Genomic DNA, 16,282 nt, shown 5'->3' on the forward strand with positions numbered 1-16,282 from the left:
GCAGCCTTCTCGTTTAATCACCCCACACCAGTCGGCCGGGCAGCCGCGCTTTACCAATGTCGAAAGACGGTAGGGTGAGGAAAGTCCGGGCTCCACGGAAACACGGTGCCGGATAACGTCCGGCGAGGGCGACCTCAGGGAAAGTGCCACAGAAAGCAGACCGCCTCGTTTAGCGAGGTCAGGGTGAAAGGGTGGGGTAAGAGCCCACCGCGTCGCTGGTGACAGGGACGGCATGGTAAACCCCACCGGGAGCAAGACCGAATAGGGATGACGTGGGGGCTGCGAAAGCGGCCCTACAGCCGGTTTTCGGGCCAGTCATCCGGGTGGGTTGCGAGAGGCGGCGCGCAAGCGTCGTCCCAGATGAATGGCTGCCACGTTCCGGGAAACCGGGGCCATACAGAACCCGGCTTACAGGCCGACTGGTGTTTGTTTCTAAACGATTTTTACAGATCCGCTGTGAAATTCAATTTTCCGAAAATTAGAAAAATATTATTTACATCAATGGTTTGCAGGTGCGGCCATGGCTTTGTCGCGTCCAGTGCGGCCATTGACGTAATAACTATTCATTAATCTTAACGGGTTATAAATTTCCGATGCTGTGGTCCGTGTTTGGCGGGCCCATTCCCATTGACGCCCATATGGTCCCATGTTATCCCATAAGTGCACTGCCGAGGGGCGATTTGATGCCCCGATATGTGAAGCAAAGATGCGGACCTTTCGGGGTTTGCTCGACTGTTTTTGCTGCCAGGCAATGAGCATTTCTGCGCACGTGCATTCTTGGAGTTGCGGGTGTTTGATCCGCATGAAAGGACAGGAGGCGGCGGTAAAGCGTTATGAACCGCTTCTTATCCAATGCGACAAACCGGATCGATGCGAAGGGGCGGGTTTCCGTGCCGGCGGCGTTCCGTGCTGTCTTGGCTGTTCGGGAAATTCAGGAGCTGTATTGCTTTCAGGATTTCACGTTTCCGGCGATCAGCGTCGGTGGTCCGGATCTGCTCGAGCGGTACGAGCGCCAGATCAGCGAGGTCGATCCGTTTTCGCCGGTCGCAAACGAGATGTCGCTCTTGATTCACGGGGGCGGCGTGTTTATGCGTCTCGATTCCGAGGGGCGTTTGATGGTCACGGATTTTATTCGCGACTTTACGGGCATTACATCCGAAGTGACCTTTGTGGGCCGCTCGGATCATTTTCAGGTGTGGCAGCCGCAAGCGTTTCACGAGGCGCAAGCGGCAGCCAGAAAAGGGCTTGGACTGAGAGGTTCGGGCTCATCTTAAGGCGGAGAAGCGGAATGGTGACGGATCTTGGCGGAGGGAATACTGAAGCCGAAGGCGGACCGGTTCGTCACATTCCGGTTCTTCTCAAGGAAGTTCTGGATTCGCTTGAGCCAAAGGCCGGGAAAGTGATTCTCGATGGTACGTTTGGCGCTGGCGGCTATACCTCTGCCATTTTGCGCGCTGGTGCCGATGTTGTCGCGCTTGATCGTGATCCCACGGCCATTGCCGCAGGCCAGGCGATGGTTGCGGCCCATGCAGGTCATCTCACGCTTAATCACACGCAGTTTTCCGCGCTGGATCGCTTTGCGCCCGAAGGTGGGCTGGACGGTATCGTGCTCGATATCGGCGTGTCGTCGATGCAGATTGATGAGGCCGAGCGCGGGTTTTCGTTTCAGAAAAATGGACCACTTGATATGCGCATGTCGGGTGCTGGCGTATCGGCGGCTGATGTTGTCAACCGGGCCAAGGTGTCGGACTTGATCCGGATTTTTGGTTTTCTCGGTGAGGAAAAACAGGCTGGCCGCATTGCGCGCGCCATTGAAAAACGCCGTGCGACCCATCCGTTTGAAACCACCCGTGACCTGGCGGGCATGATCGAGATTGTCACACCGCGCAAGGCCAAGGATAAGATTCATCCGGCAACGCGCGTGTTTCAGGCGCTTCGTGTGTTTGTCAATGATGAGTTGGGCGAGCTGGCGCAGGCGTTGTTTGCGGCTGAACGGGCGCTTAAGCCGGGTGGTCGGCTGGTGGTGGTCACGTTTCACTCGCTGGAAGACCGTATCGTCAAAAAGTTCTTTTCCGATCGTTCGGGCAAAGCGACAGGCTCGCGCCATCTCCCCATGGTAGTTGAGCGTTTGGCAAGTTTTGAGCCGGTGGGCAAGGGTTTGCTTGCTGCCACCGACGAAGAAGCCGAAATGAACCCGCGCGCCCGTTCCGCCAAGCTTCGCGCTGCTATCAGGACAGTGCATCCCGCCATGAAGGCCGATTTCTCGATTTTCGATCTGCCCGATCTCGCCGAGATCGAACGACTGGGAGGTTGATCCATGATTCGCACCTTTGACGTTATTTTGATCGGGGTCATGGCGGCTGCGGCAACTGTGACCTATCAAATCAAGCACAATACTGACGAAAAATTTCAGAACGTGCGGCGCGTTGAGGCGCAGATCAAGCTGGAGAAAGACACGATTGAGTTGCTGGAGGCCGACTGGGCCTTGCTGACGCAGCCCAACCGGCTGGAAAAACTTGCCAATGTCTATCACGATGAGCTGCAACTTCAGCAGACCGACCCCAATCAACTTGCAAGGGCCAATGAATTGCCCATGCTGAAGTCGCAGGTTCCTGTTCCACAGATCGCTGAAGGTCGTCCCAAGACGAAGCCGACAGACCAGATCACAACAGGATCGGTGGGGCGCTGATGTCGTTTTTGTCTCGCATGATGTTGTTGAAAAGCAAGGCGCATCTTTCGGCAGATGTCCGTCGCGCCAGTTCATCGCGCAATCGCTCGCGCGTCAGCGATAACGCCGCCAAACGCAAGGCCGATATGGCCCGTCGGCGCGTGGGCTTGCTGATGTTTGGTTTTGCGGCAGTTTATCTCGTCATTGGCGGGCGGCTGATGCAATATGGCTATGCCCATCCTGAAAACACATCCAGCATTATCCCGCCAGATCGGTTGATGGCCGCACGTCCAGACATTTTGGATCGCAATGGGCAGGTGCTGGCCACGGATATTCGCACCGTCTCGCTGTTTGCCGAGCCGCATAAAATTGTTGATGCCGATGAAGCGGTGGAAAAACTGGCAACGGTTTTGCCCGATGTTGATGCGCGGGACATGTATCGCAAGCTGTCGTCCAAGTCGCATTTCCAGTGGCTGCGCCGTCAGTTGACACCCAAGCAGCAGAGCCAGATCCTGGCTTTGGGCATTCCCGGTATCGGTTTTCGTCCCGAAATTCGCAGGTTTTACCCCGGTGGTTCCACGGCGGCCCATATTGTCGGTTTCGTGAATATCGACAATCGCGGCATGGCCGGAATGGAAAAATATATCGACAATCAAGGCTTGGCCGAACTGGCCGATCTGGGCATGACCAGCAATGCTCGCCTTGAGCCGGTCAAGCTTTCGATTGATCTGCGGGTGCAGAATATCGTGCATGATGTGGTGGCGAATGCGCAGGTGAACTTCAAGGGCAAATCCGCAGGGGCCGTGGTGCTGGATGTTGAAACCGGCGAAGTGCTGGGCATGGCATCCTACCCGGATTTCGATCCGAACAAGCCAGAAGAAGGGGCAAAGGACGGCTGGTTGAACCGCATGTCGAATGGTACGTTCGAAATGGGATCGACCTTTAAATCCTTCACCCTGGCCATGGGTCTGGATACCGGCCGCATCAAGCTCAGCGATAGTTTTGATGCACGTTACCCGATTAAGATCGGCGGTTTCACCATCAAGGACTTCCACGGCCAGAGCCGGTTTTTGACCGTGCCCGATATTTTCAAATATTCCTCCAACATCGGCACGGCAAAAATCATCGACGTTGTCGGCATTCCCGAACAAAAGGAATATCTGACCCGTCTTGGCCTGTTGACCAAGATGAAGACAGAATTGCCGGAAGTGAAAATGCCATCGCAGCCCCGTGAATGGAAAAAGATCAACTCCATCACCATTTCCTTCGGCCATGGCGTTGCCACCACCCCGTTGCAGACGGCGGTTGCTGGTGCGGCTTTGGTGAACGGTGGCCGCTTGATCGAGCCGACATTCCTGCCGCGCACTATTGAGCAGGCTGATGAAGTTGCCGAAGCTGTGTTGAAACCGACAACCAGTGCCGATATGCGCTACCTTTTTGATTATAATGGCAAGTTTGGTTCTGGCCGTGGCGCGCGCATTCCCGGTTTCGACGTGGGTGGCAAAACCGGTACTGCCGACAAGGTGGTCAACGGTCGTTATGACAGCAAGCTGAACTTCAATGCCTTTCTGGGTGCATTTCCCATGGGCAAGCCGCGCTATGTGGTGTTGAGCTTTATTGATGAGCCGTTGACCGGCGAACAGGGCGGAACCATCTCTGCTTACACGGCATTGCCGATTGTTCGCGACATTATTCGCAGAACCGCCCCAATTCTCGGTGTAGAACCAGACTTCGGTTCGCTCGGAAAAGACATGCTCGTGTCATATTGAGGTTTCAATGCAGGACTGGTGGGTGGAATCAGTGCCGCCCAGCCAGTAGGGGACGAAGAAAAGATGAAACTGCGAGAACTGACGGATGGTGCGCTGCAAGAGCTGATCGGCCCGCTGGACAGTGGATTGGCAGAGCTGGAGATTTCCGGCCTCACCGCCGATAGTCGAAAAGTGCAGCCCGGCATGATGTTTGTGGCGCTCAGCGGTGTGAAAGCCGATGGCGCGCAGTTTATTACTGACGCTGTGGCGCGTGGTGCGGCTGTTGTAGTGGCATCATCCTCTGTAGAAACTGAGGTTCCCGTGTTGGTCACAGATCAGCCGCGCCGCGCCTTGGCGCTGGCGGCGGCCCGCTTCTATGGTGCCCAGCCGCAAACCATGGTTGCCGTCACCGGCACCGCTGGCAAAACCTCGGTGGCGTCGTTTGTGCGCCAGATCTGGGCTTATGCCGGTTTGGACAGCGCGCAGATTGGCACCACGGGTATCATTTCCTCCAAGCGCAATGATTATGGGTCGTTGACCACGCCTGATCCGGTTGAGCTGCACAGGATGCTGGCGGAACTGGCGGGTGAGGGTGTCACCCATGCTGCAATGGAAGCATCCAGCCATGGTCTGGACCAAAGCCGTCTGGACGGTGTGGTTTTAAAGGCTGCGGCCTTCACCAATCTTGGCCGCGACCATATGGATTACCATCCAACCATTGAGCATTACATGGCCGCCAAGATGCGGCTGTTTCAGGTGCTTTTGCCCAAAGGTGCGCCAGCCGTTATCTTTGCCGATGATGAATGGTCGGCGGAGGCTGTGCGGGTGGCGACAGAAGCGGGCCATGATGTGCGCACCGTTGGTCGTGCCGGTAATTTTCTGACGCTCAAGCGCGTTGAGCATTTCCGCCACAAGCAAACCGCCGAAATTCATCATAATGGCGCGATTTACGAGGTTGATCTGCCGCTGGCGGGCGATTTCCAGATCGCTAATGCGCTGGTGGCGGCGGGTCTCGCCATTTCCACCGGCGTGTCCGTTGAAACCACCATGAAAGCGCTGGAAAAGCTGCAAGGTGCCGCCGGGCGGCTGGAGCTTGTGGCGCAGGCCAAGGGTGGCGCGCTGGCCTATGTCGATTACGCCCATAAGCCGGATGCCTTGGAAAACGTGCTGAAATCGGTTCGTCCTTTCACCAGTGGCCGCATTATTGCGGTGTTTGGCTGTGGTGGCGACCGCGATAAGGGCAAGCGTCCGATTATGGGTGAGATTGCCAATCGCCTGGCTGATATTGTGATTGTCACCGATGACAATCCGCGCTCGGAAGTGGCGGCCACTATCCGATCCGAGGTTATGGCAGCCACCCCAAGGGGTATCGAAATTGCCGACCGCAAGCAGGCCATTCGCGCCGCTGTTGCCATGCTGGCAACGGGGGACACGTTGATTGTGGCTGGCAAAGGCCATGAACAGGGCCAGATTGTTGGCAGCGTCACCTTGCCATTTTCGGACCATGCCGAAATCCTGAACGCCATGGAGGAATTTCACCCTTGAATTCACCCTCGAGTTTCCTTTGGACCATTGATGAAATGGTGGCGGCCATGCACGGGCGGCCATTGGGTGCCATGCCGGAAGGCATTACCGGCATTTCAATTGACAGCCGCACCGTGCAGCCCGGCGAAGCCTTTTTTGCCATCAAGGGCGATCGGGTTGATGGCCATAATTACGCATCTATTGCGGCCGCCAATGGCGCATCCTTGATGGTGGTCAACGAGTCCAAATTGCCAGCGCTTGGTCGGCTGACCGTGCCGATGATTGTGGTTGAAGATGTGCTTCAGGCGCTTGGGCTTTTGGCCTTGGCGGCGCGGGCGCGCTCCAAGGCCCACATTGTTGCCGTTACCGGCTCGGTTGGCAAAACCACCACCAAGGAAATGCTGCGGCAGGTGCTGGCCCCGTCTGGCGAAGTTCATGCCGCCGTTGCCTCGTTCAACAACCATTGGGGCGTGCCACTGACGTTGGCGCGTATGCCGGCCAGCGCCGAATTTGGCATCTTTGAAATCGGCATGAACCATAGTGGCGAGATTACCCCGCTGGTGCAAATGGTGCGTCCGCATGTGGCGGTGATTACCACCATTGCGCCGGCCCATCTGGGCAATTTCAAGAGTGTGGATGAGATTGCCGATGCCAAGGCCGAGATTTTCTCAGGTGTTGCTCTTGGCGGTGTCGCGCTGCTCAATCACGACAATCCCTATTTCGAATATCTGGCCCGCAAGGCCTATGATGCCGGTGTGACGCATATTCATTCCTTTGGTCAGCACACCAAGGCCGAGTTCCGCCTCGCAGAATTTGATGGCGGTGCGGAAAGCTCGACCGTCTGGGCGGTGATTGATGGCGAAACCCGCGAAGTGGTCATCGGCGCTCCGGGGCGTCATATCGCGGAAAATGCCATGGCAGCTTTGGGCGTCGTGCGTCTTTTGGGTGCCAATATGGATGCCGCCGTGCAGGCTTTGGCAGACCTTGCTGCGGTCAAGGGCCGCGGCCAGCGCCACCGGCTGCGCACGGAGAGCGGCATTCTCACTGTTATTGATGAGAGCTATAACGCCAATCCGGCATCGATGCGGGCCGCCATCGCCGTTTTGGCGGCAGCCCAGCCCTATGCCGATGGCCGCCGCATTGCCATTTTGGGCGACATGCTGGAAATGGGCGAGTTGTCCGGTGAGCTTCATGCAGAGTTGAGCGGCCCTCTGTTGGCCGCAGGCATTGAGCATGTCTGGTTGGCAGGCGCTGATATGGCCAATTTGAAGGCGCATCTGCCCGAGACCGTTTCAACCATCTGGTTTGAAACTACCGATGAACTGGCGGCTTATGCCACCTCTGCCGTTCATGGTGGTGACGTGGTGATGGTTAAATCCTCGCTTGGTCTTGGTTTTGGCAAGATTGTAGCGGCCCTGCTTGACAAGTATCCCTCATTGGACGACACCCGCCGCCCAGAATAGACCTAAACGTTCGGCCAAAGATTCGATCTTTGGCCGAAGCGACTCTTGGAAAGTGCTTTCATGCTGATCTGGCTTGTTGACTTCGCGAACCATGTGCAATTTTTCAACCTGTTCCGTTACATCACGTTTCGGACCGGGGCTGCGATGTTCACCGCCGCGCTGATTGTCTTTTTGTTTGGTCCTGCGATTATTGCCTCTCTTCGGGTGCGCCAAGGCAAGGGCCAGCCCATTCGTGCCGATGGCCCGCAGACGCATTTTAAAAAGGCGGGGACGCCAACCATGGGCGGCCTGATGATTCTGGCAGGCATTGTGGGTGCCTCACTGCTCTGGGCCGATTTGTCCAATGTCTATGTGGTGGCAACGCTGCTGGTGACGCTGGGCTTTGGTGCCATTGGCTTTTATGATGATTATTTGAAAGTCACCAAACAGTCGGACAAGGGGTTTTCGGGGAAAGCCCGTCTGGGCATCGAGTTTCTGATTGCCGGTGTTGCCGTGTTTTTCATGATGGAAGCGGCCAAGGTTTCGGCACCCCAGGGTCCGCATGTGGCAACCTCCGTGGCCTTTCCATTCTTCAAGGATGTTTTGCTCAATCTGGGCTATTTTTTCATTGTCTTTGGCGGGTTTGTGATTGTTGCCGCTGGCAATGCCGTCAACCTCACCGATGGTCTTGATGGTCTGGCCATCGTTCCGGTGATGATTGCCTCTGCCGCCTTCGGCCTGATTGCCTATCTGGCTGGTAACGCGGTATTTGCAGGCTATTTGCAGATCAATTTTGTGCCGGGCACCGGCGAGCTTGCGGTTATTTTGGGCGCGGTGATCGGCGCTGGCCTTGGCTTTTTGTGGTTCAATGCGCCGCCTGCTGCTATTTTCATGGGCGACACCGGCTCGCTGGCGCTGGGCGGTTTGATTGGCACAGTTGCCGTTGCCACCAAGCACGAAATTGTCATGATCATCATCGGTGGTCTGTTTGTGATGGAAACCCTCTCGGTGATCATTCAGGTTGGTTATTACAAGATGACCAAGCGGCGGGTGTTTTTGATGGCCCCCATCCATCACCATTTTGAAAAGAAGGGCTGGACTGAAAGCCAGGTGGTAATCCGCTTCTGGATCATTGCCGTGGGTCTTGCCATTCTTGGCCTCTCCACTCTGAAGCTTCGGTGAGGCCATCATGATTCCGGTCACCAGTTTTAAAAATCAAAAGCTTGCTCTGTTTGGCTTAGGCGGCTCCGGCTTTGCCACGGCGCGAGCACTGATTGCAGGTGGCGCGGATGTAACCGTTTGGGATGATAATCCCGACAGCGTGGAAAAAGCCCGCACAGAGGGCTTGAAGGCCGAGGATCTGCGTGAGCTTGACTGGTCCGCTCTCGCTGCATTTGTGTTGTCGCCGGGTGTGCCGCTGACCCATCCCAAGCCGCATTGGACTGTGGAGCTGGCCCATGCCGCCAATGTGGCGATTATTGGTGATGTGGAGTTGTTTGTGCGTGAGCGCCGTCTGCGCGCGCCCGACTGCCCGTTTATTGCCATCACCGGCACCAATGGCAAATCGACCACCACGGCATTGATCGCCCACATCTTGCGCGCCAGCGGCCGCGATGTGCAGATGGGTGGCAATATTGGCACGGCAGTGCTGACCCTTGAACCACCCCAAGCCAAGCACTTTTATGTGGTCGAATGCTCGTCTTATCAGATTGATCTCACCCCAACCATCAACCCCTCGGTTGGGATCGTGCTCAACCTTACACCTGACCATCTCGATCGCCATGGCGATATGCAGCGTTACGCCGACATCAAGAACAGACTTGTTGAGGGCAGCGATATTGCCATTGTCGGCGTGGATGACAGCTACACCCGGCGCATTGCCGAACGGTTGGAAAATGCCAACCGTCAGGTCATTCGCATTTCTCAGCATGAGCCGGTTGCGCAAGGCTTTTACAATCAGGATCACAGGATTTATCTGGGAACAGAGCAGGGCGGTGATCTTGTTGCTGATCTAAACGGCATTCCCACGCTGCGCGGCAGCCACAATGCCCAGAATGCGGCAGCCGCCATTGCGGCCTGCCTTGCTGTTGGCTTGTCGGAAGATGAAGTGCGCTCTGGTCTTGCCTCGTTTGGCGGGCTGAAACATCGGATGCAGCCGGTTGGGCGGCGCGGCAAGGTGGTTTTTGTCAATGACAGCAAGGCAACCAATGCGGAAGCCGCTGCTCCTGCGCTGTCGAGCTATGATCGCATCTACTGGATTGCCGGTGGCGTGCCGAAAGCGGGCGGCATTGCCAGTCTTTCGCCTTTGTTTTCGCGCATTGCCAAAGCCTATCTGATTGGTCAGGCCGCACCCGATTTTGCGGCAACGCTGGGCAATGATGTGCCGTTTGAAATGTCCGAAACATTGGAGCAGGCCGTTCGCCATGCGGCCGTTGATGCCGAGGCCGATGGGGCGGAGGTGGCCGTGATGCTATCCCCGGCTTGCGCAAGCTTCGATCAGTATAAGAATTTTGAAGTGCGTGGCGATGCCTTTGTGACGCTGGTCGCCGGGCTGCAAGACGTGACAATGCTGGTGCAACAGGTCTCAGGAGAGCAATGACATGGTAAGCCGCGCACAACGAGGCGCTTTGGCCGACTGGTTCTGGACCATAGACCGCGTTTTTCTGGTGATATTCATTGTGCTTTTGGGCATTGGCTTCATGCTGTCTTTTGCGGCATCGCCAGCGGTGGCCGAGCGCATCGGGCTTGACAGCTTTCACTTTGTGCGCAGACAGGCAGCCTTTACCGTGCCGTGTCTGATCACCATGATCGGCATTTCATTTCTCACGCCCCGGCAGGTTCGCCGCGCCGCACTGCTGATCTTGCTTGCCTCCATCGCCATGATGATTTTGGCGCTGTTCTTTGGCCCTGAGGTCAAGGGTGCGCACCGCTGGATCAATTTTGGCAGCCTCTCCATTCAGCCATCTGAGTTTATGAAACCCGCCTTTGTGGTGGTCTGCGCCTGGCTGTTTGCCGAGCATGCGCGCCAGCCTGATATTCCGGGCAATTTCTTCGCCATCCTGCTGTTCATGGTCGTGGTGGCACTGTTGATGGTGCAGCCAGACTTTGGTCAGACGGTTTTGACGTCGGTGGTCTGGGGCGGCATGTTTTTCATGGCCGGTGTGCCGTGGATTTTCATTGTGCTTTTGGCCGTGGGCGGCGGCGTTGGCTCAACCCTTGCCTATTATACCATGCCGCACGTTGCCGGTCGTATTGACCGCTTTTTGACTGGCGATGGCGATACCTTTCAGGTGGACACGGCGCGTGAGGCGATTATTCGCGGCAACTGGTTTGGTGTTGGCCCCGGCGAAGGCATTGTGAAACGTATCATTCCCGATGCGCACACCGACTTCATCTTCTCGGTGGCGGCCGAAGAGTTCGGCATCATCTTTTGCATGGTTCTGGTGGCCATCTTTGCCTTTCTCGTCATCCGTGGCCTGCGCCATGCGTTTCGTGAGAAAAACGACTTCAACCGTTTTGCTGTCGCCGGTCTGGTGTTGCAGATTGGTGTGCAGTCGATGATCAATATCGGCGTTAATCTCGAGCTTCTGCCAGCAAAGGGCATGACCTTGCCGCTGATTTCCTATGGTGGTTCTTCCATGGTGGCCATTGGCATTACCGCCGGTTTCATTCTGGCATTGACCCGCCATCGTCCTGAACAGAGATCTCAAGAGCGGCGGTTGTTCCGCTCGGTCCAAAGCGTTGCTGCGGAGTAAGCCATGTCCAAAGGTTTGATCCTTCTTGCCGCCGGTGGTACCGGCGGCCACGTTTTTCCAGCCGAAGCGCTGGCCCATGAATTGCGGGCGCGCGGATATAGCGTGCATCTGGTCACCGATAGTCGGGCCGAACGTTATGCGGGCAAGTTTCCGGCCGATGCCATTCATGTCGTGCCATCGGCAACCATCGGCTCGAAGAGCCCAATCAAAGTGTCACGCGCTTTGCTGACGCTGTGGCGGGGCTATCGCACCGCGCGCACGTTACTTGCAAAGCTCAAGCCCAATGCGGTCATTGGCTTTGGTGGCTATCCCACCATTCCGCCGTTGATGGCGGCTTGCGCACTGAAAGTGCCGACCCTTATTCACGAGCAAAATGCGGTGATGGGCAGGGCCAATAAATTTCTGGCCTCACGGGTCAACAAGATTGCCGGTGGCTTTTTGCCAGCCGGTGGCGCTTATGCCGACAAAACTGTGGTGACGGGTAATCCTGTGCGGCCAGCGGTGCTGGCGGCCTCCGAGATGGAGTATGTGTCCTCTGGCGATGGCGATCCATTCCAACTGGTGGTGTTTGGCGGCAGCCAGGGCGCACAGCATTTTTCCAACACAGTTCCCGGTGCCATTTGCCTGCTGGATGATGTGTTGCGGGCGCGCCTTGTGGTGACCCAACAGGCGCGGCCGGAGGATGTGGCGCAGGTGCAAGGCTGTTATGCCAAGCTTAAGATCCCCGCTGAAGTATCGCCGTTTTTTGGCGATATGGCCGATCGTATCGGCAAAGCCAATCTGGTGATCTCGCGGTCGGGTGCATCAACGGTATCGGAGCTTGCGGTGATTGGCAGGCCCGCCATTCTGGTGCCTTATCCTTTTGCGCTCGACCATGATCAGGCGGCCAATGCCGCCACTATGGCAGGCCTTGGTGGTGCTGTGGTGGTGCCACAATCGCAAATGACACCGGAGAAGCTGGCGGCGAAATTGAAAGCGTGGATGACCAGCCCGGAAAAAATGAGCGAAATGGCGGCAGCCGCCGCCAAGGCAGGGCAACCACAGGCAGCAGGCTTGCTTGCTGACGTGGTTGAGTCTATTGCCAGACAATGAATTGACGTCGATTTTGAGGGGAATGAACAGATGAAAATGCCGCAAAGCATCGGCCTGGTCCACTTTATCGGGATCGGCGGGATCGGCATGAGCGGCATTGCCGAAGTGCTGCATAACCTTGGCCATCGCGTGCAAGGCTCGGATCAGGCCGAGAGCGCCAATGTGCAGCGCCTTCGCGAGAAGGGCATTGAGGTTTTTGTAGGCCACAAGCCGGAAAACCTTGGCGATGCCGAGGTGATTGTGGTGTCCACCGCCATCAAGCCAAACAATCGGGAGTTGATTGCAGCGCGCGAAAAGCTGCTGCCCATTGTGCGCCGGGCCGAAATGCTGGCCGAGTTGATGCGTTTTCGCAATGCTATTGCCATTGGCGGCACCCACGGCAAAACCACCACGACCTCCATGGTGGCAGCCCTTCTTGATGCTGGCCAGATGGACCCGACTGTTATCAACGGCGGTATCATCAATGCTTACGGCACAAATGCCCGCATGGGTGAGGGCGACTGGATGGTGGTCGAAGCCGACGAATCAGACGGCACCTTCCTGAAGCTGCCAGCCGATGTCGCGGTGGTCACCAATATCGACCCCGAGCATCTCGATCATTACGGCACGTTTGATGCAGCGCGCGCGGCCTTTCGGCAATTTGTTGAAAACGTGCCGTTCTACGGGTTTGGTGTGCTGTGCCTTGACCATCCCGAAGTGCAAGCATTGGTCAGCCGGATTGAAGACCGCAAGGTCGTGACTTACGGCGAAAACCCGCAGGCCGATGTGCGCTTTTCCAATGTGCGCATTGATGGCACCAAATCGATGTTTGATGTCGAAATCCGCCGTCGCCGCACAGGTCGAGTGTTCAACTTCAAGGATCTGGTGGTGCCTATGCCGGGCCGCCACAATATTTCCAACGCCTGCGCGGCGATTGCTGTTGCCAACCGGCTTGGCATTTCTGAAGAGGCAATCCGCAAGGGGCTTTCGTCTTTCGGTGGCGTCAAACGGCGCTTCACACTGACCGGCACCTGGAACGGCGTGCAGATTTTCGATGATTACGGTCACCACCCGGTTGAAATCAAGGCGGTGCTGAAAGCTGCGCGTGAGGCATGCTCTGGCCGAATCATTGCAGTGCATCAGCCGCACCGTTATTCGCGTCTTTCCAGCCTGTTCGATGATTTTGCCAATTGTTTTAACGATGCCAACAGCATTTTTATTTCGCCGGTCTATGCGGCGGGCGAGGATCCAATCGAAGGTTTTGACTCGGAAGCCCTTGTTTCCCGCATTAAATCGGGCGGCCACCGCGATGCGCGCACTTTAGCGTCACCTGATCAGTTGGCTCAGGCAATATCAGCCATTGCGCAACCGGGTGATTTTGTGGTCCTGTTGGGGGCAGGAAATATCACGCATTGGGCAGCAGCACTGCCCAAGGAATTGGAAGCGCTTTCGGGAAAATCGGAATGAAACAGGTCGATGGGGAAAAGTTGCTGGCTCGCTTGGGGCCGGGGGTCAGTGAGTTGCGGGGGCGCTTGACGCCGGACGCGCCAATGGATCGCGTTACATGGTTTCAGGCCGGCGGTCTGGCCGAGTTGATGTTCCAGCCGCATGACAAGGAAGACCTGATTACATTTCTGGCGCTGCTGCCAGAAGACGTGCCTTTGACTGTGGTGGGCGTTGGCTCTAACCTTTTGGTGCGCGATGGCGGCATTCCGGGTGTGGTTGTGCGCCTGTCGGCCAAGGGCTTTGGCGGTCTTGATCTGGAAGGCGAAAACCGCATTCGTGCCGGTGCCATTTGCCCGGACAAGCACATTGCCGCAATGGCCATGGACAATAACATCGGCGGCTTTGCCTTTTACTACGGCATTCCCGGATCGATTGGCGGCGCTTTGAAAATGAACGCCGGTGCCAATGGCGGAGAAACCGCAGCACGTCTCGTTGAGGTTGAAGCGGTTGATCGTCAGGGCAATATCCATGTGCTGTCCAATGCCGATATGGGCTACAGCTATCGCCATTCCTCTGCACCGGACGGTTTGATTTTCGTCAGCGGCCTGTTTGAGGGGTATGCTGATGAAAAGGCAAAGATTCGCACCGAAATGGATGCCGTGCGCCAGCATCGCGAAACCGTTCAGCCGGTGAAGGAAAAGACAGGCGGCTCCACCTTCAAAAATCCTGAAGGCCATTCGGCCTGGGAATTGATTGATGAAGCCGGTGGTCGTGGCTTGATGATTGGTGGCGCGCAAATGTCGTCGCTGCATTGCAACTTCATGATCAACACCGGGCAGGCGACAGCCTATGAGCTGGAATATCTGGGCGAGACCATTCGCCGTCAGGTGTTTGAGAATTCCGGCATCAAGCTGCAATGGGAAATCAAGCGTCTCGGCTTGTTTATGCCAGAGCGTGAGGTTGAGCCCTTCCTCGGTGTCACCACCGAGTAATCGCGATGCAAATACATAAAAAGCCCGCCAAGTCATGGACTTGGCGGGCTTTTTTGTTGTTCTGAATCTGATTCAACGTGTTCAGAAGGAGCTTAAACTTCGTCTTTGCCAGAGGCCAGAATGCACACCAGCGTGATCAGCGCGGCAAGGCCCATGTAATAGCCAACATAGTCAATGCCATAGTTGGAAAACAGCCATGTGGCGATGTAAGGCGCAAGGGATGCTCCAAAAATACCAGCCAGATTGAAGGTGATGGACGAGCCGGTATAGCGCACCGATGTGGGGAAGGGTGCTGCCAGCGCCGTACCGATCAAGCCATAGGTCATGCCCATCAGGGCCATGGAAAGGCCGGAGAACAGGAAAATCCCCACCGCACCACCCGTCATCAGGCTTGGCAGCAAGAATGAGAACAGGCCGATCAGCACCGTTGTTCCAATCAGCATTTCGCGACGGCCAAAACGATCGCCGAGTTTGCCAATCAGAGGGATGAAAATGCCAAAGACCACAGAGCCGAGGATCTGAACTTCCAAGGCTTCCACAAAGGGCATGCCCAGCACTTTGATATTGTAAGACAGCAGGTAGGCAGAGCCGATATAGAATAATACAAAGGTTGCCAGCGCCACAAAGGTGCCAAGGAAAATGCTGCGCTTATGGCTGCGAAACAGCTCGACCACGGGAACAGCAACACGCTCATGGGCATCAATGGCTTTTTGAAAGGCTGGTGTTTCGGTGATGGAAAAACGCACCCACAGGCCAATGACGATCAGCACGGTTGAGGCCAGGAACGGCACGCGCCAGCCCCAGCTGAGCAAGGCATCCTTGGAGATGAAATGCAGCAAAATCCAAAACAGGCCAGAGGACAAGAACAGTCCAACGGGCGCACCCAACTGCGGGAACATGCCATACCAGCTGCGCTTGCCTTCGGGTGCATTTTCGGTGGCCAGCAGCACTGCGCCGCCCCATTCGCCGCCAAGGCCAAAGCCCTGACCAAAGCGGCACAAAGCCAGCAGAAGCGGCGCAAACACGCCAATCTTCTCATAGGTTGGCAAAAGGCCAATCACTACTGTGGAAATGCCCATGGTCAAAAGGGCAGCCACCAATGTGGTTTTGCGGCCAATGCGGTCGCCAAAATGGCCAAAAACCACAGCGCCCATGGGCCTTGCAAAGAAGGCGATGGAGAAGGTAGCAAAGGAGGCCAGAAGCGCTGTTGTTGCATCACTGTTTGGGAAGAACAGGGTTGGGAAAACCAGCACGGCGGCCGTTGCATAAACATAAAAATCGAAAAATTCGATGGTGGTGCCAACCAGACTGGCCAGAAGCACGCGTGCAGGGGAATTTAATGCAGCAGATGCTTGAGGCACAGAGGAGGGCGACACATTGCGTATCGCTTCATTCATATTCTGTGTCCATTGCGGGGTTACGTCAAAGATGGGAGGCGCTGTAGCGCAACTTTCTATCGCAAGAAAGCCAATTCCGGTAATTCTCCTAAAATCCCGACAGTTTCAGCCACCAAGAGCGAAGTGCTCTGCGTCAGGAAGTTAATCAAAGTAAACGGTTCATTAACCTTAATCAGTCTTTATCTAGGCATGTGACGGAACCTGCGCGAATCAAGCCGCAACTCTGGCGCAAGATAGAA

General features: G+C 56.2%; 13 protein-coding genes and 1 other RNA gene. 13 read left to right on the top strand and 1 reads right to left on the bottom strand.

Annotation, left to right across the window (positions count from 1 at the left end; all coding sequences use genetic code 11):
* Positions 1–27: 27 nt before the first annotated feature.
* The 13 genes from rnpB (at position 28) to murB (ending at position 14,646) form a co-directional block, all read left to right on the top strand.
* Positions 28–427, top strand: an RNA gene (rnpB, locus tag E6C51_RS01960) — RNase P RNA component class A.
* Positions 428–833: 406 nt separating this feature from the next.
* The gene (gene mraZ / locus E6C51_RS01965; protein ID WP_190234848.1) at positions 834–1,274 is read left to right on the top strand and encodes a division/cell wall cluster transcriptional repressor MraZ; all 441 of its coding nucleotides are present in this window, start codon (positions 834–836) and stop codon (positions 1,272–1,274) included.
* A gap of 14 nt (positions 1,275–1,288) precedes the next feature.
* Positions 1,289–2,314 carry a 16S rRNA (cytosine(1402)-N(4))-methyltransferase RsmH gene (gene rsmH / locus E6C51_RS01970; RefSeq protein WP_190234849.1) on the top strand — a complete coding sequence of 342 codons (1,026 nt, stop codon included), beginning with the start codon at positions 1,289–1,291 and terminating at the stop codon, positions 2,312–2,314.
* Positions 2,315–2,317: 3 nt separating this feature from the next.
* Positions 2,318–2,689, top strand: a complete 372-nt coding sequence (gene ftsL, locus E6C51_RS01975) for a cell division protein FtsL (protein WP_190234850.1) — start codon at positions 2,318–2,320, stop codon at positions 2,687–2,689.
* Positions 2,689–4,437, top strand: a complete 1,749-nt coding sequence (locus E6C51_RS01980; protein ID WP_146933732.1) for a peptidoglycan D,D-transpeptidase FtsI family protein — start codon at positions 2,689–2,691, stop codon at positions 4,435–4,437. Before ftsL ends, E6C51_RS01980 begins: the two co-directional genes overlap by 1 nt.
* 63 nt (positions 4,438–4,500) lie before the next feature.
* Positions 4,501–5,961 (top strand): UDP-N-acetylmuramoyl-L-alanyl-D-glutamate--2,6-diaminopimelate ligase, encoded by a 1,461-nt coding sequence (locus E6C51_RS01985; protein ID WP_190234851.1) that lies wholly within the window; start codon positions 4,501–4,503, stop codon positions 5,959–5,961.
* A complete protein-coding gene (locus E6C51_RS01990) occupies positions 5,958–7,403 on the top strand; it encodes a UDP-N-acetylmuramoylalanyl-D-glutamyl-2,6-diaminopimelate--D-alanyl-D-alanine ligase (protein ID WP_269141802.1) in 1,446 nt (481 codons plus the stop codon). Before E6C51_RS01985 ends, E6C51_RS01990 begins: the two co-directional genes overlap by 4 nt.
* Positions 7,404–7,463: 60 nt before the next feature.
* Positions 7,464–8,564 (top strand): phospho-N-acetylmuramoyl-pentapeptide-transferase, encoded by a 1,101-nt coding sequence (gene mraY, locus E6C51_RS01995; RefSeq protein ID WP_146933736.1) that lies wholly within the window; start codon positions 7,464–7,466, stop codon positions 8,562–8,564.
* A 7-nt stretch (positions 8,565–8,571) separates the two neighbouring features.
* On the top strand, positions 8,572–9,981 hold the full coding sequence (gene murD / locus E6C51_RS02000) for a UDP-N-acetylmuramoyl-L-alanine--D-glutamate ligase (protein WP_190234852.1): 1,410 nt from the start codon (positions 8,572–8,574) through the stop codon (positions 9,979–9,981).
* A 1-nt stretch (position 9,982) separates the two neighbouring features.
* Positions 9,983–11,137, top strand: a complete 1,155-nt coding sequence (ftsW, locus tag E6C51_RS02005; protein ID WP_146933740.1) for a putative lipid II flippase FtsW — start codon at positions 9,983–9,985, stop codon at positions 11,135–11,137.
* A 3-nt stretch (positions 11,138–11,140) separates the two neighbouring features.
* Positions 11,141–12,229, top strand: a complete 1,089-nt coding sequence (murG, locus tag E6C51_RS02010; protein WP_190234853.1) for an undecaprenyldiphospho-muramoylpentapeptide beta-N-acetylglucosaminyltransferase — start codon at positions 11,141–11,143, stop codon at positions 12,227–12,229.
* 30 nt (positions 12,230–12,259) lie between these two features.
* Positions 12,260–13,675 carry a UDP-N-acetylmuramate--L-alanine ligase gene (murC, locus tag E6C51_RS02015; protein ID WP_190234854.1) on the top strand — a complete coding sequence of 472 codons (1,416 nt, stop codon included), beginning with the start codon at positions 12,260–12,262 and terminating at the stop codon, positions 13,673–13,675.
* Positions 13,672–14,646: a UDP-N-acetylmuramate dehydrogenase gene (gene murB, locus E6C51_RS02020; protein ID WP_190234855.1), complete on the top strand. Its 975-nt coding sequence runs from the start codon at positions 13,672–13,674 to the stop codon at positions 14,644–14,646. The genes murC and murB overlap by 4 nt, the downstream gene beginning before the upstream one ends.
* A 92-nt stretch (positions 14,647–14,738) precedes the next feature.
* Here the strand turns inward: murB and E6C51_RS02025 are convergent, their stop codons facing one another.
* Positions 14,739–16,043 carry an MFS transporter gene (locus E6C51_RS02025; protein ID WP_190234856.1) on the bottom strand — a complete coding sequence of 435 codons (1,305 nt, stop codon included), beginning with the start codon at positions 16,041–16,043 and terminating at the stop codon, positions 14,739–14,741.
* Between the last annotated feature and the right edge of the window lie 239 nt (positions 16,044–16,282).

The sequence above is a fragment of the Gillisella terrae genome (assembly GCF_004801395.1).
Lineage (GTDB): Bacteria > Pseudomonadota > Alphaproteobacteria > Rhizobiales > Rhizobiaceae > Allorhizobium > Allorhizobium terrae.